The sequence below is a fragment of the Lacticaseibacillus chiayiensis genome, from assembly GCF_004123795.1.
GTDB classification, from domain to species: domain Bacteria; phylum Bacillota; class Bacilli; order Lactobacillales; family Lactobacillaceae; genus Lacticaseibacillus; species Lacticaseibacillus chiayiensis.
The window spans coordinates 20,865-47,417 of sequence record NZ_MSSM01000015.1; the positions used below are offsets into that span (position 1 = coordinate 20,865).

Below are 26,553 nucleotides of genomic sequence, written 5' to 3' on the forward strand. Positions count from 1 at the left end.
AAGAATAAGCCAAATGAAAAAATGGTTTTCGCTGGCTGTTCTTTTGCTAGGACTTGCCTGTCAACCGGTGTTTGGTGTCAGTGCCAATTATCAGCGCACATCGACAGGTGAAATTATTTTCGTTGAGCCAACTTCGTCTGATGCTGACCAAACATCACCGGCACCATCGAATCACCAGCCATCACAGCTAGCAACAACGTCACAAGCACCGCCGTTTAAGCAAGGTCTTATACCGCGACTTGGGGCAAGGCCGGAAATACTCTACGGCTTAATCGGCAGCTTGCTGACATGCACCATGTTGTTGCTTTTCGTCATCAGACGTTACAAAGAAGATAAGGAAGAAGGAAAATAAAAATGAAAAAGAGTATCTGGACCGCACCATTATTGGGCGTAACCTTGTTAAGCATCATGGCCCCGAGCGTCGTGAACGCCGCAACTTCGGCGAGCGACATGATTTCAAACGGTGAAGTGACTTTTAAAGCGGACAGTTCAATTACCGATCCGAAAGATCCGCTTGACCCGACCGACCCAAATCCGATCAAACCGATTGATCCAAGTAACCCGGGTGGCAACCCAACGCCTGGCACGAGCGGTCCACTGTCATTAGACTTTGTTTCCAGTTTTACATTCGGTGAAGCAGCCATCAGCAGTGACGATGCGAAATACTATGCCAAACCGCAAGCATTCACCCAGCAAGATGGTTCAACAGTTGACCGCCCTAATTTTGTTCAGATCTCTGACAAGCGAGGAACGTTTGAAGGCTGGACATTAAAGGTGAAACAAGAGAAGCAATTTGCGGTGAAAGATGATGCCACCCGCGAATTAATCGGCGCACAATTAAAGTTCAAGAATGCCAGCTTAGTTTCCGCAACCGACGCTAAATATGCCCCGACAGGTTTAGGATCTTTTGAATTAATCCCGGGTACCGCTCAGATTGCACCGGTTGAAGCGGTGAAAGACCAAGGGATGGGGACATGGATTTATCGCTTTGGTGACGACAAGCAAATGAACCGATCCGTTGAATTGTCCGTTCCGGGTAAAACTCCGAAAATGGCCAAGGCTTATGTCACCGCTTTGACCTGGACCTTAGAATCCACGCCAGCCAACACCACCACCAAACCTTAATGCTTTAAAAGTAATTGCAATTTGACCGGCTTATGCGTGACTTTAACGACAGCCGCCGAGCCCCGCATTTTAAAAAGGAGATTTCTGTGAAGAAAATACTTTTCTGTTTAGCAGCGTTTATTGCCGTGTTGATGACCCCTGCTGCCCATGTTTTTGGTTCGGAATTGAATTTTGCCGCAAAGGCGCAGCTGCCAGATAATCAGGTTCACAAAGATGTTAGTTATTTTGACATCAAAATGGACCGAGGCGCGAAGCAAACCCTTCACGTTGATCTCCGTAATGATACAGACAATGAGGTCACGGTCGATGTCGGTATTGCCAGCGCTACCACCAACATTAATGGCGTGGTGGAATACAGTCCCAATAACATTCGACCAGCCAAAAGCCTAGTGTTTAATCTTAAGGATTATGTTAAGGCACCCAGTCAAATCAAGATCCCGGCCAAGGGCAATACAGTTTTGAATTTAGATGTGACCATGCCTGATGCGCCACTGAAAGGGCAGATGGCTGGCGGGATCACGCTTAAGGAACACCGAACGGAAGATCAGGCCAAAGAGGAACAAAGCAAAGGAATGTCGATCAACAATCGTTTTTCCTATGTTATTGGCCTGGTGCTTCAACAAGCCACCCAACCGGTTGCGCCACAAATGACATTAAGTACCGTTAGGCCGGGGCAGGTGAACTATCGCAACGTCATTTCCGCGGCTTTGGAAAACGTCACGCCGACTTTCATCAATAAAGTTGCCATTGATGCAAATGTACGTGTCAAAGGTGCCAAAAAAGTGCTTTATAAGGTTAAAAAAGAAGGCATGCAATTAGCGCCGAACACGACTTTCGATTTCCCGATTGCCTTGGCAGGGAAAGCACTAGAGCCAGGCACCTACATTGCCCAATTAGAGGTCTATGGTAATCAAAGTCCGGATGGTCAGGTGACAAGGCAGGTCAATGGGCATAAGCAGCGGTATCAAAACCACTGGACCTTGACTAAGCAGTTTACCATTACCGGTCACACTGCCCAGGATCTGAATCAAAAGGACGTGACCCTGAAAGCAACGAATCATTGGTGGGTCTATGCATTACTAGCGGTGGTTGCACTCCTACTCATCGTAATTGCGATATTGGTGATCATGTTGGTCAAACGGAAGCGTAAGAAAGACGCGAAACGTGTGCACGTCAATTAAACATGTTACAATTAAAGTTAAAAAAGATACTCCTTTTAACCTCGGATGATGCGGCGCCAAACCAATAACACCTTGGATGTCAGCACATTGGCATAGGCTTGAAATTTTCAAACTCACCGTATGGAATTGATGAAATGACCACTTATTAAGAGGTGAGCATTTCTAAGAGGCGCGCAACTTAAAAAGTAGACTTTAAAATCCGCACATTAGGCTGTCAACGTCAAACAACGCTGACAGCCTAACTGTGCGAATTTTTCATGCTATATGAGATGGCCTTGATTGAAAACAGCAATGAATGCCTGTTTCAATTGGTTTGGTAGGCGTTTGGGCTTTTGGCAGGGATGTCAAACATTGGTTGAGTTGCGTGTTTTTGTCGTAAAGTGGGGTGGTAGGCATGAGATTATCTGAATTAATGGAAAAAAATGACCAAAAGAAACTCCAGCTGCTTAATTATCTTGATCAACATCCAAATCAAAAGCTGAGAAATAGCGAACTGCAGCATAAACTAAATATCTCGTATTATCTGTTCAAGCGGCGCACTAAGGAAATTGCAGACGACATTGAGTCCTTTCAGCTAAACGGCTTATTTGATATTGATGTGTCCGAAACGACAACGATTTTGCACAAAAATCATAACACCAATATTTCTTTTTTTTTGAACCATTATCTTCAACGTTCTTATCAGATTCGGATCTTGATGTTGTTGGCGACGCAAACGCATGATTTCGACTTATATGATTTTGCCGAAGCCCATTATGTTAGCTATGCCTTCATGTACAAACGATTTACAGCACTTCGCCAAACCCTGAAAAGATGGGGCATCAACCTTAGCAACAACGGTGAATTGACCGGCGATGAACTGGCGATCCGTTTATTATTATCCGAAATTATCATCGTGACGCACGTTGGAGAAGAAGCCTTTGATGATCGGATTCGTGCTGCCTTACATGAACTGCTTGCATTAATCGATACACCGGCGATCGCGCCATCAATGAGTCAAATGATTGAAACTATTGCTTATTTACTCGCCTCCTTATCCCGTTTTCAACAAGGGCATTTTGTCGCGACATCGCCGGATGTGGCGAAACTTATTAGCAAAATCCGTCAGCAAGCCCTTGAGGCAAGGAATAAAGTCATTTTAATTTTTCAATCGTATTTTACAGCTAATGACCAAGCCATCAACAACGAATGTGACTATTTAGGCACATTTCTTGCCATTGTGGGCATTATTTCAGCTCCGGAAGTGATTTTCCCAGATGAAGTGACGCAAAAAAGCAATGACTTTATTCGCGGGTTTGAGGAATATTTTGACGTCACCCTGACGCTGGAAGCCAAACAGCATATCACCTATGAAGTTGACAAGTGTTGGATTGACGTTGTGGCCTTTCCCCTCAGGAGCGGTTTTTTTGAATACCACAGCGAAATTAGCTATTTTGCCAAAACATTTCCGGAGTATTTTGAATATTGTCGAACCTATGTGAAACAACAAGCGACAAATTTTGACGATCAGCAGAGGCAATTTATTTTTTATCGCTGCTTGCTGACGCTGGTGGCAAATGTGCCTTTGAGCAGCGTGCTTGAGCCGCTTTACATTTGTGTCGATTTCACGTTGGGAGAAGCTTATAATACGATCATTGAGCGCGGCATCAAGCGGTTTTCGATGCTAAACGTCAGGGTCACTAACGAGGTTCAGCCGCAAACCCGTCTGATCATTACTGATTTGGTCAACGCGTATCATCATACCGAAATTCCTAAAGTGATTTGGCTCTCACCACCGCGAACAGAAGATTGGGAAAATCTGATTAGTGAGTTGTTAACGTTCCGCCTAGTGCCGCATGGAGTTTGATCGTTTAATATTGCTTTCCGCTGCAAGAGTGATTAAAAGTGATTGTTTCACACGCCAGTTTTCTTATCCAAGGCAATCTTTTTTGTTCGATAGATGTCTTATGGTATACTCACGATATTCACAACTGGAGGGGAAGCACAATGGAACAAGAAAACGGATTTTGGCCAGCAATAAAGGATTTCTTTTTTCGTGCTGGCGACTTCAAGGGTGTTAGTTCGCGATCACAATACTGGTGGCTTTTCTTAGCTCAGGTTTTGGTAGGGGCTGTAGCAGGTGTTTTGATCGTCGTGATGAGTACACCGATTTTTGCGGAGCCTAAATCTTTTGGCAGTCAAATCGCGCAATCGTTGCTGGGGCTTCTGGGCCTGGGTCTTTCGTATCTAAGCTTTCCTCAACTGAGTCTGACCCTTCGGCGATTTCGTGATGCAGGCGTTAGTCCGTGGTGGTACGTCGTCATCGTGATCTTGGGTTTGGCTGGTCCGTTGCTGACGGTCAATGGTATGGGCTTTTTACCAATTATCATTTTACCGATCATTGCAGTGCTAGCAAATCTGATCGTTTTACTATTGCCAAGCCGCGAGCAGGAAGTGAAACCTTTCCCTGCCCAACCGCATGCACACAGCACGTTGGGTGTTAGCTTTGGGGCGGCTGTTAAAAATCTCTTTCTTCGCGGTGGTGACTTCACTGGAACCTCTAGTCGGAGCCAGTACTGGTGGAGCGTTTTATTTGGAGTACTCATTGTGGTGCCCACAGGACTTTTCATTGTCCTCTCACTCATTGCTGCCTTCTTTGGCATTGCTACATCAAACGTAGTAAAGACGGATCCACAAAATGTCTTGCGTATTCTTAGCTCATTAGGATCCGGCGCCTTCATTTTGCTGGTTCTCTTCCTCGTCATCTTCTATGCATGGTCCATGTTGGCCTTGCCGATGCTGACGGTAAGCTGGCGCCGATTCAGAGACGCAGGCGTCAATCCGTGGTGGTTAGTTGCGTTTTATATCGTGAATAGTGCGGTTTCGGCTTTTCAGTCAAGCAGCCCGAATTTTGTCTTAACCTTAATCCCGCTGATCATCTGGATTGTCCAGATCGTCATCCTTGCCTTACCGCCTAAAAATTTGGGCGATGAACAGTAATCTAGTTCATCTCAAACAATAACGCGTTTGCTGGTACAGAGACCGCGCTGGCCCACGTGGACAAAGTGGGTGGGTCATAACTTCCGCCACATGAAAAGAACGTACAAGATTCCACAGTTATGGGATTTTGTGCGTTCTTTGTTTCATCATGGACAATATGGATAATTTGTTAAAACTATTAAGATTAGAGTGCCAAAGCGGAGCAGTCGTAAGCCAGATGAGGCTCAGTGATGTCCACCACTCTAGCATCGCGGTCGCCAGCCCCTGTCTGGCCGGAGTTTGGCACGACACGGAACTCATTGCCTAAGGCTTCTGTATCGTTCGAGATTTAGCGTAGTAAGGACATCCCACACGCATTTATGGATCACCATTTTCTGCAACATCATGCCTTGCTCAGTAAATGCCTTTTGAATCCTCATCAACCAGTGGATCGTTGAAGTTTTTGTGGAAGTAGTTGCTGTCGATGACTTTGAACTTACCGTTGGTGAAACGGGCAATAATTTCGCCATACTGAACGATGAGCGGTTCGGTGTTCGGAATTTCGATTTTGAGCCGACCGATTGGTGTTTTGGTGAGGTACTGGAAGTTGGTGCCGAAGAATCCCTTTAGATCTTTCGTAGTTGTGTCCTGTGAGTAAGGTAGGAAGTGGGTCATTTTAGCGGTTGAAAAAGCCGCAAATTCGCCTTTTGGGAATCCTTCTAGTGATGAAGGTGATTGTGCCATTTTAATCCTCCTGAGGCTTGCGTACATTGTTGTGACAGCGTTGGGTGACTATGGATTTACTTATCATTATGTTAACACAATAATAGAACAATGGAATGATTGCGTCGCGGCTTGAAAACGCTTAAAATTAGGGCTGGACGTTGATCGGGGGTGAGCATATGGATCAAAGTCTGTTTCAAAATGGTAACTTTCAGCCGTTGGCGAGTCGGATGCGGCCACAAACGCTCGATGAGTTTGTTGGCCAGACCCACCTGTTAGGCGAGAATAAGGTGTTGAGCAATCTCATTGAGCATGATGAGATTAGTTCGATGATCTTCTGGGGTCCGCCGGGAGTTGGTAAAACAACCTTGGCACGGATTATTGCCAGGAGAACCAAAGCACAGTTTGTGACGTTTTCTGCTGTCACCAGCGGCATTAAAGAAATCAAGCAGGTGATGAAAGAGGCTGAACAAAATCGCGAGTTGGGTCAAAAAACGATTGTGTTTGTTGACGAAATTCACCGGTTTAATAAAGCCCAGCAGGATGCCTTTTTACCGTATGTTGAACGAGGCAGCATCATCCTGATTGGTGCCACAACCGAGAACCCGTCGTTTGAAGTGAACGCTGCATTACTGTCGCGGACGCGTGTATTCGTTTTGCATGGTCTAACCAGCGCTGAACTGGTTGATTTGTTGCAACGAGCATTGAAAGATCCACGGGGTTATGGCTTGCAGAAGGTGAAGATCAGCAAAAAGCTGTTGGGGCAAATTGCTGATTTTGCCAATGGCGATGCGCGGATCGCGTTGAATACGCTAGAAATGGCGGTCACGAACGCCGAGACCAAGGAGGATGTTATCTCGGTTACGCAGGCCGACGTCGCACAACTATTGACCAAAAAGGCCTTATTGTATGACAAGAATGGGGAAGAGCACTATAATCTGATATCGGCATTACATAAGTCGATGCGCAATTCTGATGTGGATGCAGCTATTTATTGGTTGGCACGCATGCTAGAGGCAGGCGAGGATCCATTGTACATTGCCCGCCGTCTAGTTCGGTTTGCCAGCGAGGACATCGGCATGGCTGATTCCAGAGCTTTGGAAATTGCCGTTACCGTGTATCAGGCATGCCAATTTATTGGTATGCCTGAGTGTACGGTGCATTTAACGCATGCCGTTACTTATTTGTCATTGGCACCCAAATCCAATGCGCTTTATACGGCTTATGAAGCTGCCAAAAAAGATGCAACCGAAACATTGGCTGAACCGGTCCCGCTTCAAATTCGTAACGGGGTAACTGATTTGATGCAGGATCTCGGTTATGGGAAAGATTACCAATATGCCCACAATGCCAAAGACAAGCTGACAACGATGCAAACCATGCCGGATAATTTGGTGGGTCGGACTTACTATCATCCTACTGATCAAGGTAGTGAGGAGAAAGTCAAAGAACGACTTGAACAGATTAAGGCGTGGCACGCGCAACACCTTACCCCTAAACCACCAGATGCTAAGAAAAAGTCGTGATTGAGACGATGCCGGCGCGCAGTGGTGCGCTATGAGAGAAGTTGTGTGAGCTACTGGTTGCGGTAAGCCGCGCACTGGTTCACGCTCACTATAACGCGTTCACCAGTGCAGGAACCTGCACATAAGGACCTTAGTCGCAATGGCCAAGATCGGGCCATCACGTCCAAGGCCACTTATGCTCCGGTTCCTAACCGCACTGGTTCACGCTCAGCTCACTATTAGGAGGAATACAAAATGGCGAAAATTCTCGCAGTCAACGCAGGTAGTTCTACCTTGAAATGGAAACTTTTTGATATGCCGGCTGAGGTTCAATTAGCCGAAGGGTTGGTTGATCGGTTGGGTCAGCCGCAATCGAAAGTTAAAATTAAATATGGTGACGGTCAAAAATACGAAAGTGACACACCAATTGCCAACTATCAAGAAGCAGTTGCCAGTTTGATGGGCAATATCAAGTCTTTGGGTTTAGTCGAGCATTTGCATGAAATTATCGGTGTTGGGCACCGGGTTGTTGCCGGTGGCGAAGTTTTTGCTGAATCCGTTGTCGTTGACGATGAGACCTTGCTGCAGATTCGAAACCTGCGCGACTATGCGCCATTGCATAATCCAGTTGAAGCTGATTATATCGCGGTTTTCATGAAAATGATGCCATGGGCGACTGAAGTAGCGGTTTTTGATACTGCCTTTCATCAAACCATGCAGCCAGAGAACTACCTTTACAGCATTCCTTACGACTATTATAAAAAGTATGGCGCGCGTAAATATGGCGCTCACGGAACCAGTGTGCGTTACGTGAGCACTCGTGCCGCCGAGATGCTTAACAAGCCATTGGAAGATTTGCGGATGATCGTCATGCATTTAGGCTCCGGTTCCAGTGTCACGGCAGTTAAAGGCGGACAGTCAATCGATACCTCTATGGGCTTTACGCCTCTTGCAGGGGTGACGATGGGCACACGTTCTGGGGATATTGACCCATCACTGGTCGCTTACTTGATGAAGAAACTAGATATTCCGGATGTTGGCCAGATGATTCATATTCTCAATAATGATTCCGGCTTGCTGGGTATTTCCGGTTTCAGTAATGATATGCGGGACTTAGAAGCGGCCGAAGATACGAATCCACGGGCGAAACTAGCCTTGGATATTTTTGTCAATCGCGTCGTAAAGTATGTCGGGTCCTATGCAGCCTTGATGAACGGCGTGGATGCGCTCATTTTCACTGCCGGTATCGGCGAAAACGGGGATGAAATCCGCGACAAGATTATGCGCTCATTGGGTTACCTCGGCGCCAAGATCGACAACGATCTCAATTACAAGTCACATGGTGTCGAAACTGATCTTAGCACGCCGGATTCAACGGTCAAAACCTTACTGGTGCCAACGAACGAAGAGTTAATGATTGTGCGCGACGTGATGGCCTTAAGCTAACGATCCAGAACAGATTGCAGCGATCATTATAAAAAGGTTTGTCACAATCCAAACCAAAAACAGACGCTAGAAACAAGCTTCATTGCTTGTCATCTAGCGTCTATTTTTTTGTTGATGAATGAAGCAACTTCAGTACCGTTCACCTGCTGACGCGTTCATTCAGCATTAATCCCTTGATCGGAGTCAATCATGACGCCTTTGGTTTCGTCAAAAACACAAATATTACCGTAATTGGCCTTAAAGCCCATGTGGTTACCGCCATCAATAAAGTAACGCGGCGATTCGCCCGGATATTGAATAACCTTAACGGGACACTTTGGATAGCCCCCGGTGAAGCTTGTTTCGGCAATCGGTGGGTTGACCTGATCTTCATATTCACCATAAATCAAAGCAGTCGGTGTATGGCCTGTGATGATCGTTCTATTCAGCGGGTTATGCGCAAAAATCGGGTGTTTACGACTTTGGGTTTGCTTCATATCATAGATGTAAGGCTCACGTACCCACATCCGGTTGAACGGCGTCGTTTCCTTTAAGGGATCTGCCAACGAAAAGTCCAGGCCGGCATGAATCAGCAAAAGCTTATCAAAAGCAACGGCAGTGGGCATTTCTGCGATAAATGAGATTAACGGCGCCATATGTGTGCGGACAGCTTCACGAAGACTCACTCTTTTGGCATCCGGCGCAAAATCCTTGACCATTTGGCGCAACGTTGCTTTGCCGCCATTGATAAACCAAGGATTATCCTTGTCAGCTAGGTAGTCTAAAAGCATCTGATCATGGTTGCCCCGAACTGCAATCGCCTGACTATCCTGAACCTGTTCATGGATCTGAGCCAAAACGCGGCCGCCATATGGATAGCCATCTATGTAGTCACCGAGATAGACCGTCAGCACATGCGGGTACTTTTCCTGCATCAGACGGACTCGATCCATTGTCTTTAGATTGCCATGAATATCCGAAACAACAATCATGGTCATCGCCTACCGCCTCCTCAACATCTTCCTGCGTGAGCGATTATGGTTCGATTAAAATAACCGTTACGTACAGTTTACTTTATTTTTTGGTGATTGTGCGATATTAATAAATGATTAGGGGTGAAAAGATGGATAAACGGCTGATTGTTATGCGTAACTTGAGCCAACATTATGGCAAACAGTATTGGTGGCAACAAAATTCGCTGGAGGATTGGCTGATGATGATTCTGATTCAACGGACCAGCTCCAAGAATGTTGCGCAGGCTGTCCATAACTTGCGGCCATATATGAGCGTTAAGCGACTTTTGGCATTGTCGCAAGCCGAACTTGAAAAACTCGTCCGGCCAGCGGGATTTTATCGACAAAAGGCGCAACGTATTCATGATCTATTAGTATGGTTCGTTGCCCAAGGCGGCAGTTTCACTGAAATTGCCAAAAAACCGACCGATCAGTTGCGGAAAACTTTGCTGGCATTGAACGGCATCGGCAATGAAACTGCTGACGTCATGTTGATGTACACGTTTGGCAAAAAGACGTTCGTTGCCGACACTTATGCGATGCGGCTGTTTAATCGGCTGGGGTTTGGTCCTTACACGAATTATGCGAAAATGCAGGCTGATTTTGCCCCATTGCTGGCCGACATCAGTCTGGATGACGCCCGCGAATGGCATGCGCTGATTGACGAGCACGGGAAGACGCAAGTGCGGCATGCCTATGACGATCACTTTTTACTCCAACCGAATTTAACCGAAGACCAGTGGCCGCCGGAAGCGACCCAGGTCGAACCGCCGCACGATGACCCTGGCAGTGGTAAGTGGCGTCACGCAGAAGAATCATCTAACAAGTAATAGGAGGACGAATGTGATGAATGCAAGTATTGCGGTACAGGTTTTGCCAATGTATTCGGATCAAAAGAAAGTGCTAGATGTTGTTGATGCGGTGATTGCCTATATTCAATCAACAGGTGTCAATTACGAGGTCAGCGCGTTTGAAACGACCATGGAAGGCGATTACGATCAACTGATGGCTATTTTGAAGGAGATCCCTGTGGTCACGGCTAAAGCTGGCGGCACTTCCCAGATGGTGTATGCCAAGATCAATTATTTTCCCGAAGATGCTGGCTTATCGATTGCTGATAAGGTTGATAAATTCAAGCATTAGGCACAGTCAAAGTAGGCATGCAGCCACCAAGCCTGCCCGTAAAAAAAGCGCTAACGGATTTCAGCCAATCACTGGGTATCCGTTAGCGCTTTTTCGTTAGTCACTGAATAATGTCACGATTAGGATCACGCCAATTGATGACCAGAACAAGTACCATCATCAAGACGACCATCATAAAAACACCATGCAGACCAGCGAGAATTGCGGCTGCTGCTTGCGGATTGTGAACGGAAGCAGCGGCTTTGGCACTGATCGCAGCATTGACGGTTTTAAAAGAAAGACCATGCAGATTGGCCCGAATCACCAAAGTCAACACGGCTCCATACACGCCAGTCATCACCGTCTGACCCAGCGAGCGCCCTAGCGTCAAAATACTGGTTGCCGACCCGACGTAACGATCTGGCACAAGATGTTGGCTAAGGACAGTGTTCATGCTAATGACAATCCCCATCACCGTTCCATTAACCATGGCAATCACGTAAAAGGCCCACACCGGAAAATTCGGCGAAGCAACCGTGAGCAGTAAATAGGCGCAAGTCAGAATGAAGACGAGAATTAATGATAAGGTTCGCGGTACCCATCTTTTAATCAAGGGACCGACCAGAAAAGACGATGCCAGCCATAACACGGAACTAGACGTCACCACCAGCCCAGCTGCGGTTGCGCCCAAATGGTACAGCGATTGTAACCAAATCGGGAAGTAAACTTGATAACCGATTAAGACGCCGCTAAGCAATAACGCCGTCAAAATCTGTACAGTAAAGGTAAAGCTCTGAAACATTTGCGGTGCGATTAACGGATCGGTTGCCCGTTGTTCTTGACGAAACAGAAGGTACCCACCCACGCATGCCAGCACTAACAAAAGTGCCGCAAGCCAAGGCTGCTGATCAAGTGCCTGAATACCTAATAACAGGGCGATTAACGTAACAGCTAGCCAAGCAATACCCAGCCGATCAATCGTTAATGAAACATGCTTACGGTTGGGTTCGCGGTACCCGACCTGAATGAGGAAGAAAACCAGCACACCCAGTGGCACGTTTACGAAGAAAACCCAGTGCCACGACAACTGATCAACCAAAAAGCCCCCAATGAGTGGTCCAACCAGAGCAGATAGACCCCACGCTGTATTATTAAGCGCCATCACGTTCGCACGGTGAGCGAAATCGTAATAGTCGGCAATGATGGTAAACGTCAGCGGCATCACCGCTCCAGCGCCAATCCCCTGCAAGGCACGGGCTAAAATAAGCAATAAAATATGCGGTGCCAAGCCGCTTAGCAAGGTCCCGACTGTGAACAGCACCACGCCCCATTGAAAAATGCCGCGGCGGCCGATCGCATCCGCCAATTTTCCGTAAATTGGGGTGGTAATTGCTGTCGTAAGCAGGTAAGCGCTCATGATCCAACTCTGATAAGCCAGCCCATGCAAGTCGCTAATAATTGCAGGTAAAGCAGTCGTCACAATTGTCACTTCAACCGAAGTCATAAACGTTGCAATAAAAACCGCCGCCATTACCAGGCCGCGGCCTTGAGGTTTCGTTGTTGTCGCCATGTTTGCATCCCCTTAATACTTACATTGTACCAATCGAGGTCAAGGTTTTTGGTATTAGATAACGGAGGAAGATGAGACGTCGCGTACATCGCTGCAAGCAAGTAACTATAAAAAGACCGCCTATCAGTTTTCTGGCAGGCGGTTTTCTAACGTTACAGCGCGGGACGGCGTGGATGACGTGGCATGTGTCGATCCACCACGATCGCACCTGCCATTAAAATGACAATCACCGCAGCTGCCAGAAGTTGATCAAACAGGATCAAACTAAGCGCCCCAACCAAGGCAAAGAACAGCAGCAACCAATCAATTTGTGATAGTGACAAAATAATCGCCCCCCAGGAATCAGTTTCAAAAGTCTGTCCAATCATCCTTATCACCGGCGTCTTTGTCAGGTGAGACGTAGACAACAAGTTCGTCACTGAAACGCTTCAGGCAGTAAGCTGTCGCACCGACTACCGCGATGCCCATGAATATTTTCAAAAAATGGTTTTTCATAGATTGCCCTCCTTATCCTGACTTCCGGATTGCCAGAGCTTGATTCACCTTCATTTTACCATCTCTTAGATCGCTGGTAACAACTGTCGTGAAAGTAGGCACTGCTTTTCAGAGTTCAGACAGGAAATTTCGTTTTAAGGCAATTTAAGCAAATTTAAGTCAAAATAAGTGCTTTTTCTAAAATCTGTGTTATACTGAACTCATTAAAACCGAAAGTAGGTATGAGCATGGATACAAAAGTAAAGACTGTTGATTACTCATCCAAGGAATACTTCGACCGAATGACAGAATACTGGCAAGCCGCTAATTATGTGTCGGTTGGTCAGCTTTATTTGAAGGACAATCCGTTGCTGGAACGGCCACTAAAGAGTGAAGATGTGAAGCCGCATCCGATCGGTCACTGGGGCACGATTGCCGGCCAGAACTTTATTTACACGCATTTGAACCGGGTCATTAATAAGTACGACCTCAACATGTTTTATATTGAGGGACCGGGTCATGGCGGTCAGGTGATGGTGTCCAATTCTTATCTGGACGGTTCATATTCAGAAATTTATCCGCGGATTTCACAGGATAAAGAAGGCATGAAGCGCCTGTTTACGCAATTCTCATGGCCAGGTGGCGTGGCGTCACATGCCAGCGCCCAGACACCAGGTTCGATTCATGAAGGCGGCGAGTTAGGCTATGCTTTGAGTCACGCGACCGGGGCAATCCTGGATAACCCTGATGTTATTGCTGCAGTTGTCACCGGTGACGGCGAAACGGAAACCGGCCCATTAGCAGCATCATGGTTCAGCAATACCTTCATCAACCCGATCAGTGACGGCGCGATTTTGCCAATCGTGCATATGAACGGATTCAAGATTTCCAATCCGACCATCCTGTCCCGCAAGTCGGATGAAGATCTGACCAAGTACTTTGAAGGCATGGGTTGGAAGCCATATTTTGTTGAAGGCGACGATCCAACCAAGCTGAATCCGGAAATGGCCAAAGTCATGGATGAAGCGATTGAAACGATCAAGGCGATCCAAAAGCACGCTCGCGAAACCGGCGATACCACTATGCCGCATTGGCCAGTGATTATTTTCCGGTCACCAAAAGGCTGGACTGGCCCTAAGAGTTGGAACGGCGAACCGATTGAAGGCTCATTCCGTGCGCATCAAATTCCAATTCCGGTTGATGCTGAAGACATGGAACATGCGGATTCTTTGGCAGGCTGGTTGAAGTCGTATCAACCGGACAAACTATTTGACGAAAATGGCAAGCTGATTCCGGAATTAGCTGCCTTACCGCCAAAGGGTGACCAACGGATGGCTGCCAACCCGATTACCAATGGCGGCATTGATCCTAAGCCACTGGTTCTGCCGGATTATCGCAAGTATGCATTGGACAATAAAGAACACGGCAAGCAGATCAAGCAGGACATGATCGTTTGGTCGGATTATCTGCGTGATTTGATTAAATTGAATCCGCACAACTTCCGTATTTTTGGCCCTGATGAAACCATGAGTAACCGGCTTTACAGCTTGTTTGAAGTGACCAACCGGCAATGGCTGGAACCAATCAAGGAACCGGCTGACCAATATCTGGCGCCGGCTGGTCGAATCATTGATTCACAGCTATCCGAACATCAAGCAGAAGGCTTCAATGAAGGTTACACGTTGACTGGCCGTCATGGCTTGTTCACCAGTTATGAAGCCTTTCTGCGGGTTGTCGATTCCATGCTTACCCAGCACTTCAAGTGGATTCGCAAGGCCCATGAAGAACCATGGCACAAGGCTTACCCAAGTCTGAATGTGGTATCGACCTCAACCTCATTCCAGCAAGACCACAACGGATACACCCATCAGGATCCGGGTATTTTGACTCACATGGCGGAAAAGAAGCCTGAATATATCCGTGAATATCTGCCAGCTGATGCGAATAGCCTGTTGGCGATCTCACCAAAACTGTTCAGCTCACAAAATACCGTCAATGTGCTGATCACGTCCAAGCAGCCGCGGCCGCAGTTCTACAGTATCGATGAAGCGACCGTTTTGGCCAATGCCGGACTTAAGCGCATTGATTGGGCTTCCAACGATGACGGCGTTGAACCGGATGTCGTGATGGCTGCAGCAGGTACCGAACCGAATATGGAGAGCCTGGCAGCGATCAACTTATTGCATGATGCCTTCCCGGATTTGAAGATTCGTTTCATTAACGTTTTGGATCTTCTTAAGTTACGCAGTCCGGAAATTGATCCGCGTGGTTTAAGCGATGCCGAATTTAACAGTTACTTTACCACTGACAAGCCGATTCTCTTTGCTTATCACGGCTTTGAAGGCTTGATTCGCGACATCTTCTTCACTCGCCAGAATCGCAATGTGCTGATTCATGGTTATCGTGAAGAAGGCGACATTACGACACCGTTTGACATGCGGGTGCTGAACGAACTTGACCGCTTCCACTTAGCCAAGGATGTTATTCAGCATGTGCCAGCCTATGCCGAAAAAGCCGCAGCCTTCATTCAGAAGATGGATGATACGTTGCAATACCACCATGACTTTATCCGTGCAAATGGGGAAGATATCCCTGAAGTGCAGGAGTGGACCTGGAAGCCGATTAAGTAACTAGGTATAAGCGTTGTTTGACGTTAAAAGATGAACATGCTAAAAATCGATCTCGAATTTTGGAGGTCGATTTTTTTATTTTGGTTAGAATTATGCTAAAAGTCAGACATTGTGAATGGCAAAGTTTTGGGGTTAAACTGACATATTGTAACCGAATATGCTATTGATGTGTCAGCATTTATTCGACTGTGGCAGCTTCGAGTCAGACCGATAAGTCATGAAAACGTCAAACAAATGGCAGAAAATTGTGTAATATCTGTAAAAAATCGCTTTACTTTCCCTAAAATCTAATATACCCTTAATGCAATATCATTTTGGGGGTGAGTGGATGAAAGTTAAGCGATTAGTTGCAGGAGCCATGATCTTTGCTTCAGCTGTTCTTTTGGCTGCGTGTGGCAGCAAGAGTAGCAGCTCAGACACTTTTAATCGAATGGAGAAAGACGTTATCTCTACGATGGACAATGCCCATATTACGGATGTTGTCAGTGGGCAGGCGGCAGTCGATACCGGCGATGGTTTGTACCGGTACAAGGGTAAGAAACTTCAGGCTGCGGTTGCGACCAAAGTGGTGAAGCCGACTAACAACGGTCTGACGTATACGTTTAATTTACGTAAGACCAAGTGGAGTAACGGCGATCCGGTGACAGCCAAGGACTTTGTGTTTGCTTGGCGACGGGCGACCGATCCTAAGACCAAGTCGGAATATGCCTATCTGTTCTCAGGCATTAAAAACGCCGATGACATCACGGCTGGCAAAAAAGCACCTTCAACGCTTGGCGTCAAAGCGGAAGGTAATTACAAGCTCGTTGTCACCTTGGAGCATCCTGTGCCTTACTTCGGCACGATGATGGTCAACCCGGTCTTCTTCCCCTTGAATCAAAAGACAGTCGAAAAGTATGGCAAGAAGTTCGGGACCCAAAGCAAGTATCTGGTTTTCAACGGGCCATTCAAGTTAACCAACTGGAACGGTACCGGCAATTCATGGGATGAAGTGAAGAACGATTCTTACTGGAATGCCAAACAAGTTAAGTTAAAGAAGATTCACGTGCAGGTGGTTAAGGATTCCAACACCGCGGCTAACCTTTACTCAACCAAGAAGCTTGACGATGCTGTTTTGACCGGTGAAATTGCCAAGCAGCATAAGAAGGATAAGGATTATGTCGGCGATAAACAAGGCCGTACCACTTACTTGGATATGAACGAGGAAAAGGTTCCTGATTTCAAGAACGTGAAATTGCGTCAGGCGGTTTCCATGGCCATTAATCGTAAAGAGTTGGCAGATAAAGTGATCGGTGATGGCTCATTCGGTATCCCGACGATCACGCCGGAAAACTCAGGCAGCAATCCGAAGACCGGTGAAGACTTTGCCAAGGCTGCAGCTAAAGAATCCGCAACCGTTCAGAAGTATGATCTCAAACAAGCCAAGAAGCTATGGGCTGAAGGCTTGAAAGAAGTCGGTAAAACCGGTGAACAAGTCACACTGACGACAGATGACACAGATGTTGCCAAGAAGACTGGCGAATACCTGCAATCAGCTTTGGAACAATTGCCAGGTATGAAGGTCTCGATTTCTTCCGTTCCGTTCAAGACCCGAATCCAACGCTCACTGGATGGCAGCGCACAGTTCATCCTCTCCGGCTGGCAAGGCGACTTCCCGGATCCGATTTCCTTCCTGGATCTTTACTCAACCGGGAACACCTATAACTTCAGCCACTGGTCCAACAAGCAGTATGATGACCTGCTCAAGGCTTCCAAGACGACTGATGCGAACAATGAGACCAAGCGCTATGATGATCTCCTGAAGGCGCAGGTCATGCTTTCCAAAGAAGCTCCTGTTGCAACACTGTATCAAACCGTCCAAGGACACTTACGCAATCCGAAGCTGAAAGGCGAAACCTTCAGTCCGGCCAACATGTATAACTTTGTTGGGGCGTATATGACGAAGTAGTTTCAACATTTTTGATCAAAACGTTTCCGTTTGTGGTTAATAGCCGTAAACAGGAACGTTTTGTTTGTGTTTGTTAACATTGATGGCCACAGAAGAAGGTGATAGTTTGGTTCAAGAAAAGGACGATCTTCGGTTTCAACTAAACCCCCATGCCAAGTATGATGTCCGGGCTGCGGTTTTATTAATTCACGACGATCAGATTTTGGTGACGCTTGAAGCGACGAGCGGTTTTGCGATTGTCCCCGGTGGTGCCGTGAAATTTGGCGAGACAGTTGCAGAGGCTGCTGTTCGCGAAGTTTATGAGGAGTTGCGGCTGAAAGATGTGCAACCGTCTCTGGTGGGTGTACTTGAATCATTTTGGGAACAACCAGAGCAAACTTATCAGCAGTTAATTCTGGTGCATCGACTTGAATTGTCGTCAATACAGGCTGATGCCATTGTTTGGCAGGGAGGTTTACAGGGCCAGTGGCTGTCATTCTCAGAGGCGTCTAAGCGATTGCGACCGCGTGCTTTGGCTCAGTTTCTGCGTTCCGGTGAGACGTTTTTGCATCTGGTTGACCATCATGGAGAATGACACTGTGTCACTGTTCTTGTGGAATATGCTTCACCGGCCAGCTTTATAAGCAGCATCAATTATAAAATATCTAATTAGAGGTACTTACTTTGCCTTTACCTGCTAACCTTGATACGCTAAAGGTAGGCTACAGCCGGAAGGGAGTTGCATTTTTATGGATATAACGACTAGACCGACTTTGCAGCAGTTTTTAGCAGACACGAAGCAAGGCCCTTATGTATCACTGTATCTATCTTGGCCGGACAACACACCGGTTGAGGAGTTGCGGATTCGGTTCAAGAATATGATGAAACATGTCAAAGCGGTGATGGGCGAAACCTATCCGAAGACGGATTTTGCGCCGTATGCTGTTGAGCTTGAACCGTATGAGCAGGATCCGATGTTTTGGCAGGCGTGCGAGACGAATGGCATTGGTGTGCTGACAAATGGTGCGCAGACGTATGTGACCCCAATGTATGAAAACGTTGATGAAGTGGCCATGGTGACCGAGTTGCCGCAAATTCTGCCATTGGTGCTGGATGAAGCCACGGCGACGGATTTTGATATTCTGGCGCTTAACGCCGATAGTATCAAGCTTTACCATAACCGTGGCCATCAGGTGAAAGCAGTGACTCTGCCAGATGACGCGCCTCAGACATTGACGGGGACGCTGGGCACCGAAATTCGTGGCGGCGAGTTGAACAGCGTGCCTCAAGGTGGCGGCCATGTGACGTACCACGGCCATAATGACAAGTCCGCAGAAAAGGCCAGCGATCAACGCCGCTTTTATCAGGCAGTTGATCAGTATTTGGTCGCGCATTATAGCAATCCGAACAAAATGCCACTGGCACTGATGGGGTTGGCCGAAAATGTGGCGGTTTTTCGGGAAATTTCCAAGAACCATCATTTGTTGCCGAAGCTTGCAGTGATGAAAAGTCCGGCAACACTTGATTTTGTCGAATTGGACGATCTGCTGGCACCAATCCGCGAAACACTACGCGATCGGCGACGTCAGCGCTTTGCGGCGATCATCGAAAAAGCCCGCAGCAATGACAGCTACACTGAAGAACTGACCACCATTGTCACGGCAGCATTGCGTGGCCAACTTGCCATGTTGTTTGTTCAAGCGGGCGCCCGGATTCATGCCCGGCTTGATGGCGAGCAAATCGAGCATGAATCCAAGGTTGCTCAGCATGCCAACTTGTTAAACACATTGGCAGATATCGTGTTAGGCCGTGGCGGGCAGGTCGTGGTATTGCCAGAGGAACAACTACCGGCTAAAGTCGGGGCAATAATGCGTTACGCTTGAGTTTGTTTCGGGAGATATTATCGACAGTTGTTAAAAAGGCAAGTGAATCCTTGTAATTATGGGATTTACCTGCCTTTTGATTGTTTATAGATAGCTAGCTTAGGGTGCTTTTCAAGTGGTGACCGTCGTTTTCGCCTGTATTCACGAACCTGCGCCACCCAAAACAGCTTTCACAATCTGCTCCGCGGTTTTCAAACTCACATCATTGACAAGCGGTCGCGGGCTAGCGGTAGTGAGCCAGTGGACGCCTTCCGTTGGTACGCCCCAGAAGAAGAGACCAGCTTGCGGTTGCTCATTGGCGTCAAGCAGCTGTTGAGTTCGGCGGTCGACGGCAATGGCGCCTGACTGGAAACGTTTATCGGCATTGAGTTGCAGTTCATAAGGATGCGCATAGCCGTCATGCAACAATTGCTGTACCAGCGGATCCTGTGCAGTTGGTGCATTGACGGCCGGCACCCGCGCTTCTAGTAAAGTTTTGGCTTGAAGCGAGAACTTTGGATCACTTGGCGTTTTCAAAAGGAACTGGCCGTCGATACCTTTAATTTGCATGCCCGGTGGTAAAATCGTGACGATACCTGCACCGATTAACGCCTGCAATTGGTCGATCCGTATAGCAGGCGGGCCGATTGAAAGAAAGTCATTCAGCGAGTTGAACCAGCGCAAAAAGAAGTCGAGATACTGATCCTGACTAAAGAGGCCGCGTTCGACAAATTGGCGAATGGGATCGCGCATGTCACGTAAGACTTCCAGTGCACTAGTTAGCGGGCCAGTTTTCGTGCCACGCATCGCCTCGCGGGCATCTTGCCGGAGATAATGGCGCATGAAATCTTGGTATGGCTGGCCACTGGGATGTGTTTTGGTTGGATCGGCGAGTGCATCCCAATCGAGGCGATCCTTGGCGGCGATGGGCAAAGCACCTAGAGTGGCAACCGGATCAGCAAGAAAGTTGCGTTCAAACGCTGCCTCGTCTATGTCAGGGTAACGCTGCGGCAACAAAAGCCGATAATAAATCAACTCGGCTTCGTGTTTTAGGGCATCCCAGAACGTCTGCCCGCTGACCTCGCCGCGCGCTTGCCAGGCATTGATTTGCTCAGGCGTCAAAAATTGCGGCGCCCATTCCTCGCCCGGTCCTTTTTGATTGTGGCCCTTAGCGCGATATGGAAAACCGCGCCGCGACCCAGCGAAGATGTGCGGCTCGCGACCACTCGGATGATAGGCGAGCAAGCCATCTGCTGTTTTCTGGAACCGCCCGCCGCGACCTTCTGTTAACCGACTCACTAAATCAAAGAAACTCAAGCCGAGTCCCCGAACGATGACCGGAGCTTGAGGTTCGATGTTACTGAGGTCGCCTTCTTCCGGGAAGCCAGGCTCCAGATAAAATAGTTTGTGCGCTTTGGCATAGTCGTGTAAGGCTTTTTGATCACGCGTTAATGAGTTTTTGAGATTTCCCAGTGCCATGACAACTTGCTCAGTTTGCCAGCTTTCCTGATCGGTTGTGATGGTAAATCCGGGATCTTTTTGATCTAAACGGGTCACCGTTTGTTGTTTGTAAGTGATGGTATTTTGGCCGGCGTGCGCTTTTAGCCGATCATAGAACCACTGCTGATAGACGCCGTAAAGTGCGCGGGAGGCGTAACTGTTGGGGCCGAGACTTGCAGCTTGGCGCAGGAGGATCGCCCGATTATCAAATTCAGAGTGTGCGTCCAGATAACCTGCCGCTACCGTGAGTGCCCAAGTGCTTAAGTCAGGTCCGGCAATAAATGGCCCAACATCAGTGACGCTCTGATCTGTAAATAAGGTGATTTGCGAAGCGGCGGTATTCATAATTAAATTAGGATCCTGATCGATTTTCCATACCCGACCGCCGATTGGATAAGGATCAACCAGTACGATGTTAAGCCGGCGCTTGGGGTAGCGGGTCGGTTGCCAACTAAGAAGCCGACTTAAAAGCAACAAGCCACGCGGTCCGGCACCGATAAGTGTGATGTGCATATTAAACTCCCTTTATGAATTGATCGATGAAGAAGTAACATAGCTATTATACTTGGAAGCGTCCCAAAGCCGTTAGCGACTTGCTTTAGGTTTCGTCCTTTTCGTGTCATAATGTTTGTATTAATAATCTAGAAGGGCAGGCAGATGCTGATGAAAGTTGTCGTTGTGGGCTGTACGCATGCAGGAACTGCGGCAGTGCGCGAACTTTTAACGAGACATCCGGAAACGGAAGTGGATATTTTTGAACGTCGCGAAGACATCTCATTTCTTTCTTGTGGCATTGCTTTGTACCTTGAAGGAACAGTTGGACGGCTGGAAGATATGTTTTATGCTACCCCTGCTTCGCTTGAAGCGCTTGGAACCAAGGTGCACGTCCATTTGAATCATGATGTTTTATCGATTGATGCGGCTGATCATCGGATCGTGGCCGAGGATCTGGCGACCGGCCAGCAGCAACATTATCAGTACGACAAGCTCATTATGACGACGGGCAGTTATCCGGTGATCCCGCCGATTTCCGGTGTCAGTATTCCGCGCGTCTTGATGTGCAAAAGTTATGATGATGCTCGCAAGATCAAAGAGAGTGCCAAAGATGCCGGCAAAATTGCTATTGTTGGCGGAGGGTATATCGGCGTTGAACTGGCGGAGGCATATAGCCGCAACCACAAACAGGTCATTTTGATAAATGGCGTGTCGCCGTTGTTGAGCCACTATGTTGACTTGCCACTCAGCAGGGAAATTGCCGCTGTGTTGACGAAGCATGGTGTTGAGCTCAAGACCAACACGATTGCCAGACATTTTGACAGTGATGAAAAGCATGTCTTCATTCAAACAGATCAAGGCGAAATTCAGGCCGATTTGGCGGTGGTCTGTGTCGGTTTTCGTCCGATGACCGAATTGCTGGTCGGACAGGTTAAGATGAATCCGGATGGTGCGATTCATGTGAATGATTATATGCAAACCAGCAATCCGGATATTTATGCTGCTGGTGATGCCGTTGCCGTTCATTTCAACCCAACTGGTAAAGATGCCTATGCGCCCTTAGCGACGAACGCCATTCGTCAAGGAAAAATGGCCGGTGCCAATATTTTTGGCCAGAATATCAAATATATGGGCACACAGGCGACCAGTGCGTTAAAATTGTATGATCATAGTCTGGCGGTTACCGGACTCACACTTGCCCACGCCAAGCGCAATCATCTGCCGGCAGCCAGTGTGACCATGACAGATGATTTTCGGCCGCCATTCATGCCGCATACGGTCAAGATTACGATGGTACTCGTCTATGATACCCGTGACCGCCGGATTCTGGGGGCGCAGTTTTATAGTCAATATGACATTACCAATGCAGCGAATCTGATTTCAGTCATGATTCAGAATCACAATACGATTGATCAGCTGGCTTATGTCGATATGTTGTTTAATCCGAATTATGATAAACCATGGCATTATCTCAATTTAATAGGTCAGTTAGCAGTGATGCAGGCAGATAACGCAAAGTTGTAGGGGGAAAATTATGAACGCGTGGAATCTTATCGGACTGTTAGCTTGGGCGATCTTAATTGCCTACTTCATCTTCATCGTCTGGCACATTCGCCGGCGACATATTAAAGCGATCGTCAAATCTGGTCGCCAAGTGTCAGTCTCCGTTGTGCTGATTGATCTTGCGGAAGTAGTCGTGCTATTTCTGGCGACGGCTGGATTAGTATGGGCAAGTTGGTTGCGTCCTATCAATTATCGCGATAGTCACGCCGTCACCATCAGTCATAGCGCTCAACCGCTGATTTTACAAACCGGCGACGAGCATTCCTACTACGTTCGTGTCCACACAGGTAACGGTAAAAATCCGATCCTGTACTACACTTACTGGACGGAAGGCGCGAAGTATGAAAACAACAGTCATAACGCGGAAGTCAGCTCAGGCGCTCAGCCTCTAACACCACGAGCTGCTGCCTATCCGTGGTCGAAAAAGTATTTGAAGCGACTTGACCAAACTGCGGACCGAGCCTATGTGGCAACAGTGACGGCACGTTACCAACCGGGATTCTTGAACGGCTTGGGTATGCACGTGGGTCACATCGCAGATCGCTTCTCGATTCTGCGGGTTCCAAATGAGACGTTTGTCGAAATTGATCCGGTTGAGGATTGATGCGGCGAGAAACCATTAAATCGTTTGACGCGAGTAAATGCGTCAAGCGATTTTTTGTCTTTTAAATTGGCTTGACTAAAAATCGACTAAACATGGTGCTTAAGTGAATGGCCTAGCCGCCTTTACATGGTATGATGAAGCCATTCACAACACGGCCAAAAGAAAGAGGTGATGGGAATGCGGCGGAACTGGTGGCTCGTGCCATTTTTATTGCTGTTGGGATTCGGCTTTGCAACACTGCAGTCGGTTCAGGCGGCTTCTGGTAAATGGTATCGCGATCAAGGCGCCATGATGGGACCGGAAAGTCGCAAGGTTTTGCAACAGCTCAATAATCAGACTTTTGCTAAGGTTAAAGGCCATCCGCAAATAGCAGTCATGACGGTGGCATCGTTGCATGATGATGACATTGAAGATTATGCCAATGACCAATTTGCCAAAGCCGGCATTGGCAAAAAAGATTGGGAAAACGGGCTATTGCTAGTGCTTTCTCGCAATGATCACAAGTATTGGCTAGAAGTCGGTTATGGTCTAGAAGACGTCGTACCAGATGGCAGCGCCGATGAGATTGTAACGGACAGCGTTAAAAAACAGCTCAAGGCCGAAAATTATGATCGCGCCATTGCCATGCTTTTGACCAATATCGGCAAGCGTGTTGTCGCCAAGCAAAGCGCGATTACGACGCCAACCCAAATCAAGGCTAAACGAGCACAAGATGCGGCAGTCAAGCAGGCACTTGTGGTTGCAGCGTTGGTTTTAGGCGGATTAATGGTGGTTTTCTTCTTGGTGCGTGCGGCCATGAATGCGCGGTTGCATGACGCGATGAGCGACCCTGGTGCGATGGCAGCTTTGCCGATTTATGCAGTAGTGACGGCTACGGGCATGAAGCTGCGTGTCGATGCTGCTTCCTTGCCGTTATTCCGTTTTGCCTGGTCCCATGACAAATTACGCGGGATCGGTATGGCTGGGCTGGTGCGAAGACGGTTTGAATCCTTGGCGCGAGAAATTCGGTTCATGGCTCCGCATCCATACTGGTATTACAACGATCTTCATAACGCACTCCGGCAATTGTCAGATCATGACATTGTGAACGCCCCGACTGTGACAGCGCTGGCTGAGTTGCTGACACCGGCATTACAGGATCGGTTAACAGCTGGGCAGCCATACGAAAAAGCCTACGCGACTTGGCTTAGTGAGCAAAAGCATATCACCAGCCAGGAAGCTGCCACGGTATGGACTGAATTTCTTAAAAACGTGAAGCCGACCGATCAGTTTTCGGAAAAAACACTGGCGGCGACACTTTCAGTGATTCTTTTTCATGTCCGTCACCCAGACAAGGATCAGCATCTGAATCAAGACGATCTGCCACTGTGGGTGATGAGCGACTTTGGTTCCGGCTCCAGTAGCGATGGTGGTAGCGGGGGCTCAGATAATTTTGGCAGCGGATTCGGCGGTGGTTCCAGTGGTGGCGGCGGTTTTGGCGGCAGTTGGTGACGTCCGAGTCATTGACCACTTTTTGAAAATGGCTTGAAAACCACATGCCACGTGGGCTAACATTAAAAAATACAAACAAATTGATGTGCGGTTTTAGCTGTCAGAGTTAACTACATGAAAACGGGGCTGGATAGATGGAGCAAATACTTTTGTTGATGGGAACCGGCTTGTTTGGCGGCATTCTTGGTGCAGTGCTTGGCGTTGGTGGCGGTATGATTATTACGCCGATTCTAACAATGCTCATGGGATTACCGATCCAGTACGCGATTGGTGCCAGTATCGTATCCGTGATTGCAACCAGTTCAGGGGCGACAATTGCTTACTTGAAAGATGAAATGCTGAACTTACGTGTGGCCATGTTTTTGGAGATTGCAACTACGGTCGGCGCGGTTCTCGGTGCGATTGTGACGGGACTTGTGAACAGCAAAGTGCTGTATATTTTATTCGGCGCGTTGCTGATTTTCTCGGCGTTCAATATGATTCGTAAAATGCGGATGAAAGAGGACCAGTTGCGGCAGACAACACCAGATAAGATTGCCGAAAAGTTACGGTTGAACGGGACTTTTTTTGACAAGGCGACTGGCAAGGAAGTTAGTTATACGGTGACCAATGTACCAGGCGGCTTTGCAATGATGTTTGGCGCCGGTATTGCCTCCGGACTGTTAGGAATCGGTAGTGGGGCGTTTAAGGTGATCGCGATGGATACGATCATGCACATGCCATTGAAGCCTTCCAGTGCGACCAGCAACCTCATGATGGGGGTCACCGCGGCTGCCAGTGCAACGGTGTATTATTTTGGCGGGCAACTGCAGCCGCAAATTGCTGCGCCACTGGCCATCGGGATCCTCATTGGTGCGACAGTCGGTTCCCGGGTGATGCAGATTTTGCCGACCAAGGTTTTGCGCATGATCTTCATTCCGGTTATTGGCTATATGGGCATTCAAATGGCGCTTAAAGGATTTGGGGTGTCGATCTGATGGATAAGAAACTCAAAACCGAAATTAATGATGTCGAAATTATGATCGGCAAGGTCATGCAGATTGGTGTCATTTTGGCGGCGTTGGTCATTGTTTTTGGGTTAATTTTGCTCATTGCGACCGGGTCGACAGGGTATCCGGCAGGTGTTCACCCGACGCGGGTTGGCGCTATTTTGAGTGGAACTTTCGCTTTAAAACCTTACGCCGTGTTGATGACAGGCATCTTTTTGCTTATTTTGACACCGGTTTTGCGGGTCGTGGTTTCGATTTATGCGTTCGCCGTGGAACATGACCACCTGTACGTGTGGATTACGACCGCTGTGCTGATTATTTTGATCGGTGCGATGACGATTGGGTATTTGGGCAATCGGTAGGCTGGTGAATCAATAAAAAGAGGACTTTCAAATT

General features: G+C 47.7%; 24 protein-coding genes. 18 read left to right on the plus strand and 6 right to left on the minus strand.

The features are described from left to right. Positions 1 to 13 precede the first annotated feature (13 nt). The 5 genes from BVJ53_RS06870 to BVJ53_RS06890 all read left to right on the plus strand — a co-directional run bounded on the left by BVJ53_RS06870 (position 14) and on the right by BVJ53_RS06890 (position 5,285). Entirely contained in the window at positions 14 to 352 is a 339-nt protein-coding gene (locus BVJ53_RS06870) for a hypothetical protein (protein WP_129301769.1), read from the plus strand. 2 nt (positions 353 to 354) lie between these two features. Then, positions 355 to 1,125, plus strand: coding sequence for a WxL domain-containing protein (locus BVJ53_RS06875; protein WP_129301770.1), 771 nt, complete (start codon positions 355 to 357; stop codon positions 1,123 to 1,125). Between the two features lie 86 nt (positions 1,126 to 1,211). Next, complete coding sequence (locus BVJ53_RS06880) at positions 1,212 to 2,306, plus strand: DUF916 and DUF3324 domain-containing protein (RefSeq protein ID WP_129301771.1); 1,095 nt, start codon at positions 1,212 to 1,214, stop codon at positions 2,304 to 2,306. A 394-nt stretch (positions 2,307 to 2,700) separates the two neighbouring features. Next, positions 2,701 to 4,152, plus strand: coding sequence for a helix-turn-helix domain-containing protein (locus tag BVJ53_RS06885; protein ID WP_167470175.1), 1,452 nt, complete (start codon positions 2,701 to 2,703; stop codon positions 4,150 to 4,152). Positions 4,153 to 4,292: 140 nt separating this feature from the next. Continuing rightward, on the plus strand, positions 4,293 to 5,285 hold the full coding sequence (locus tag BVJ53_RS06890) for a DUF805 domain-containing protein (RefSeq protein ID WP_129301772.1): 993 nt from the start codon (positions 4,293 to 4,295) through the stop codon (positions 5,283 to 5,285). 393 nt (positions 5,286 to 5,678) lie between these two features. Here BVJ53_RS06890 and BVJ53_RS06895 read toward each other — a convergent pair whose 3' ends face one another. After that, entirely contained in the window at positions 5,679 to 6,008 is a 330-nt protein-coding gene (locus BVJ53_RS06895; RefSeq protein ID WP_047106588.1) for a hypothetical protein, read from the minus strand. 158 nt (positions 6,009 to 6,166) lie between these two features. Between BVJ53_RS06895 and BVJ53_RS06900 the strand changes: the two genes are divergently transcribed. After that, the gene (locus BVJ53_RS06900; RefSeq protein ID WP_129301773.1) at positions 6,167 to 7,513 is read left to right on the plus strand and encodes a replication-associated recombination protein A; all 1,347 of its coding nucleotides are present in this window, start codon (positions 6,167 to 6,169) and stop codon (positions 7,511 to 7,513) included. Positions 7,514 to 7,747: 234 nt separating this feature from the next. Continuing rightward, complete coding sequence (locus BVJ53_RS06910; protein WP_129301774.1) at positions 7,748 to 8,938, plus strand: acetate kinase; 1,191 nt, start codon at positions 7,748 to 7,750, stop codon at positions 8,936 to 8,938. Positions 8,939 to 9,093: 155 nt separating this feature from the next. Here BVJ53_RS06910 and BVJ53_RS06915 read toward each other — a convergent pair whose 3' ends face one another. Further along, a complete protein-coding gene (locus BVJ53_RS06915) occupies positions 9,094 to 9,915 on the minus strand; it encodes a metallophosphoesterase family protein (RefSeq protein WP_129301775.1) in 822 nt (273 codons plus the stop codon). A 125-nt stretch (positions 9,916 to 10,040) separates the two neighbouring features. Between BVJ53_RS06915 and BVJ53_RS06920 the strand changes: the two genes are divergently transcribed. Beyond that, the gene (locus tag BVJ53_RS06920; RefSeq protein ID WP_129301776.1) at positions 10,041 to 10,760 is read left to right on the plus strand and encodes an endonuclease III domain-containing protein; all 720 of its coding nucleotides are present in this window, start codon (positions 10,041 to 10,043) and stop codon (positions 10,758 to 10,760) included. A 16-nt stretch (positions 10,761 to 10,776) separates the two neighbouring features. Further along, positions 10,777 to 11,073, plus strand: coding sequence for a thiamine-binding protein (locus tag BVJ53_RS06925; protein ID WP_129301777.1), 297 nt, complete (start codon positions 10,777 to 10,779; stop codon positions 11,071 to 11,073). Between the two features lie 100 nt (positions 11,074 to 11,173). Here BVJ53_RS06925 and BVJ53_RS06930 read toward each other — a convergent pair whose 3' ends face one another. The 3 genes from BVJ53_RS06930 to BVJ53_RS15100 form a co-directional block, all read right to left on the minus strand. Next, positions 11,174 to 12,622: an MFS transporter gene (locus tag BVJ53_RS06930; RefSeq protein ID WP_129301778.1), complete on the minus strand. Its 1,449-nt coding sequence runs from the start codon at positions 12,620 to 12,622 to the stop codon at positions 11,174 to 11,176. 152 nt (positions 12,623 to 12,774) lie between these two features. Continuing rightward, positions 12,775 to 12,945, minus strand: a complete 171-nt coding sequence (locus BVJ53_RS15095; RefSeq protein WP_167470176.1) for a hypothetical protein — start codon at positions 12,943 to 12,945, stop codon at positions 12,775 to 12,777. 25 nt (positions 12,946 to 12,970) lie between these two features. Beyond that, a complete protein-coding gene (locus BVJ53_RS15100) occupies positions 12,971 to 13,117 on the minus strand; it encodes a hypothetical protein (RefSeq protein ID WP_167470177.1) in 147 nt (48 codons plus the stop codon). A gap of 227 nt (positions 13,118 to 13,344) precedes the next feature. On the opposite strand from BVJ53_RS15100, the gene BVJ53_RS06935 reads away from it, so the two are divergent. The 4 genes from BVJ53_RS06935 to BVJ53_RS06950 all read left to right on the plus strand — a co-directional run bounded on the left by BVJ53_RS06935 (position 13,345) and on the right by BVJ53_RS06950 (position 19,536). Next, on the plus strand, positions 13,345 to 15,726 hold the full coding sequence (locus tag BVJ53_RS06935) for a phosphoketolase family protein (RefSeq protein ID WP_129301779.1): 2,382 nt from the start codon (positions 13,345 to 13,347) through the stop codon (positions 15,724 to 15,726). A 328-nt stretch (positions 15,727 to 16,054) separates the two neighbouring features. Then, on the plus strand, positions 16,055 to 17,674 hold the full coding sequence (locus BVJ53_RS06940; RefSeq protein WP_129301780.1) for a peptide ABC transporter substrate-binding protein: 1,620 nt from the start codon (positions 16,055 to 16,057) through the stop codon (positions 17,672 to 17,674). Positions 17,675 to 17,756: 82 nt separating this feature from the next. Then, positions 17,757 to 18,248, plus strand: a complete 492-nt coding sequence (locus BVJ53_RS06945) for an NUDIX domain-containing protein (protein ID WP_191983432.1) — start codon at positions 17,757 to 17,759, stop codon at positions 18,246 to 18,248. Positions 18,249 to 18,402: 154 nt separating this feature from the next. Further along, complete coding sequence (locus tag BVJ53_RS06950; protein ID WP_129301782.1) at positions 18,403 to 19,536, plus strand: baeRF6 domain-containing protein; 1,134 nt, start codon at positions 18,403 to 18,405, stop codon at positions 19,534 to 19,536. A gap of 141 nt (positions 19,537 to 19,677) precedes the next feature. On the opposite strand, the gene BVJ53_RS06955 is transcribed toward BVJ53_RS06950, so the two are convergent. Next, a complete protein-coding gene (locus BVJ53_RS06955; RefSeq protein WP_129301783.1) occupies positions 19,678 to 21,528 on the minus strand; it encodes an FAD/NAD(P)-binding protein in 1,851 nt (616 codons plus the stop codon). A gap of 144 nt (positions 21,529 to 21,672) precedes the next feature. On the opposite strand from BVJ53_RS06955, the gene BVJ53_RS06960 reads away from it, so the two are divergent. The 5 genes from BVJ53_RS06960 to BVJ53_RS06980 all read left to right on the plus strand — a co-directional run bounded on the left by BVJ53_RS06960 (position 21,673) and on the right by BVJ53_RS06980 (position 26,519). After that, positions 21,673 to 23,034, plus strand: a complete 1,362-nt coding sequence (locus BVJ53_RS06960) for an NAD(P)/FAD-dependent oxidoreductase (protein ID WP_167470178.1) — start codon at positions 21,673 to 21,675, stop codon at positions 23,032 to 23,034. A 10-nt stretch (positions 23,035 to 23,044) separates the two neighbouring features. Beyond that, positions 23,045 to 23,677: an LVIS_2131 family protein gene (locus BVJ53_RS06965; protein ID WP_129301784.1), complete on the plus strand. Its 633-nt coding sequence runs from the start codon at positions 23,045 to 23,047 to the stop codon at positions 23,675 to 23,677. Positions 23,678 to 23,854: 177 nt separating this feature from the next. Beyond that, on the plus strand, positions 23,855 to 25,168 hold the full coding sequence (locus BVJ53_RS06970) for a TPM domain-containing protein (protein WP_129301785.1): 1,314 nt from the start codon (positions 23,855 to 23,857) through the stop codon (positions 25,166 to 25,168). Between the two features lie 134 nt (positions 25,169 to 25,302). Then, positions 25,303 to 26,145 carry a sulfite exporter TauE/SafE family protein gene (locus BVJ53_RS06975; protein ID WP_129301786.1) on the plus strand — a complete coding sequence of 281 codons (843 nt, stop codon included), beginning with the start codon at positions 25,303 to 25,305 and terminating at the stop codon, positions 26,143 to 26,145. Further along, a complete protein-coding gene (locus BVJ53_RS06980; RefSeq protein WP_129301787.1) occupies positions 26,145 to 26,519 on the plus strand; it encodes a DUF1634 domain-containing protein in 375 nt (124 codons plus the stop codon). Before BVJ53_RS06975 ends, BVJ53_RS06980 begins: the two co-directional genes overlap by 1 nt. The last annotated feature ends 34 nt before the right edge of the window (positions 26,520 to 26,553 follow it).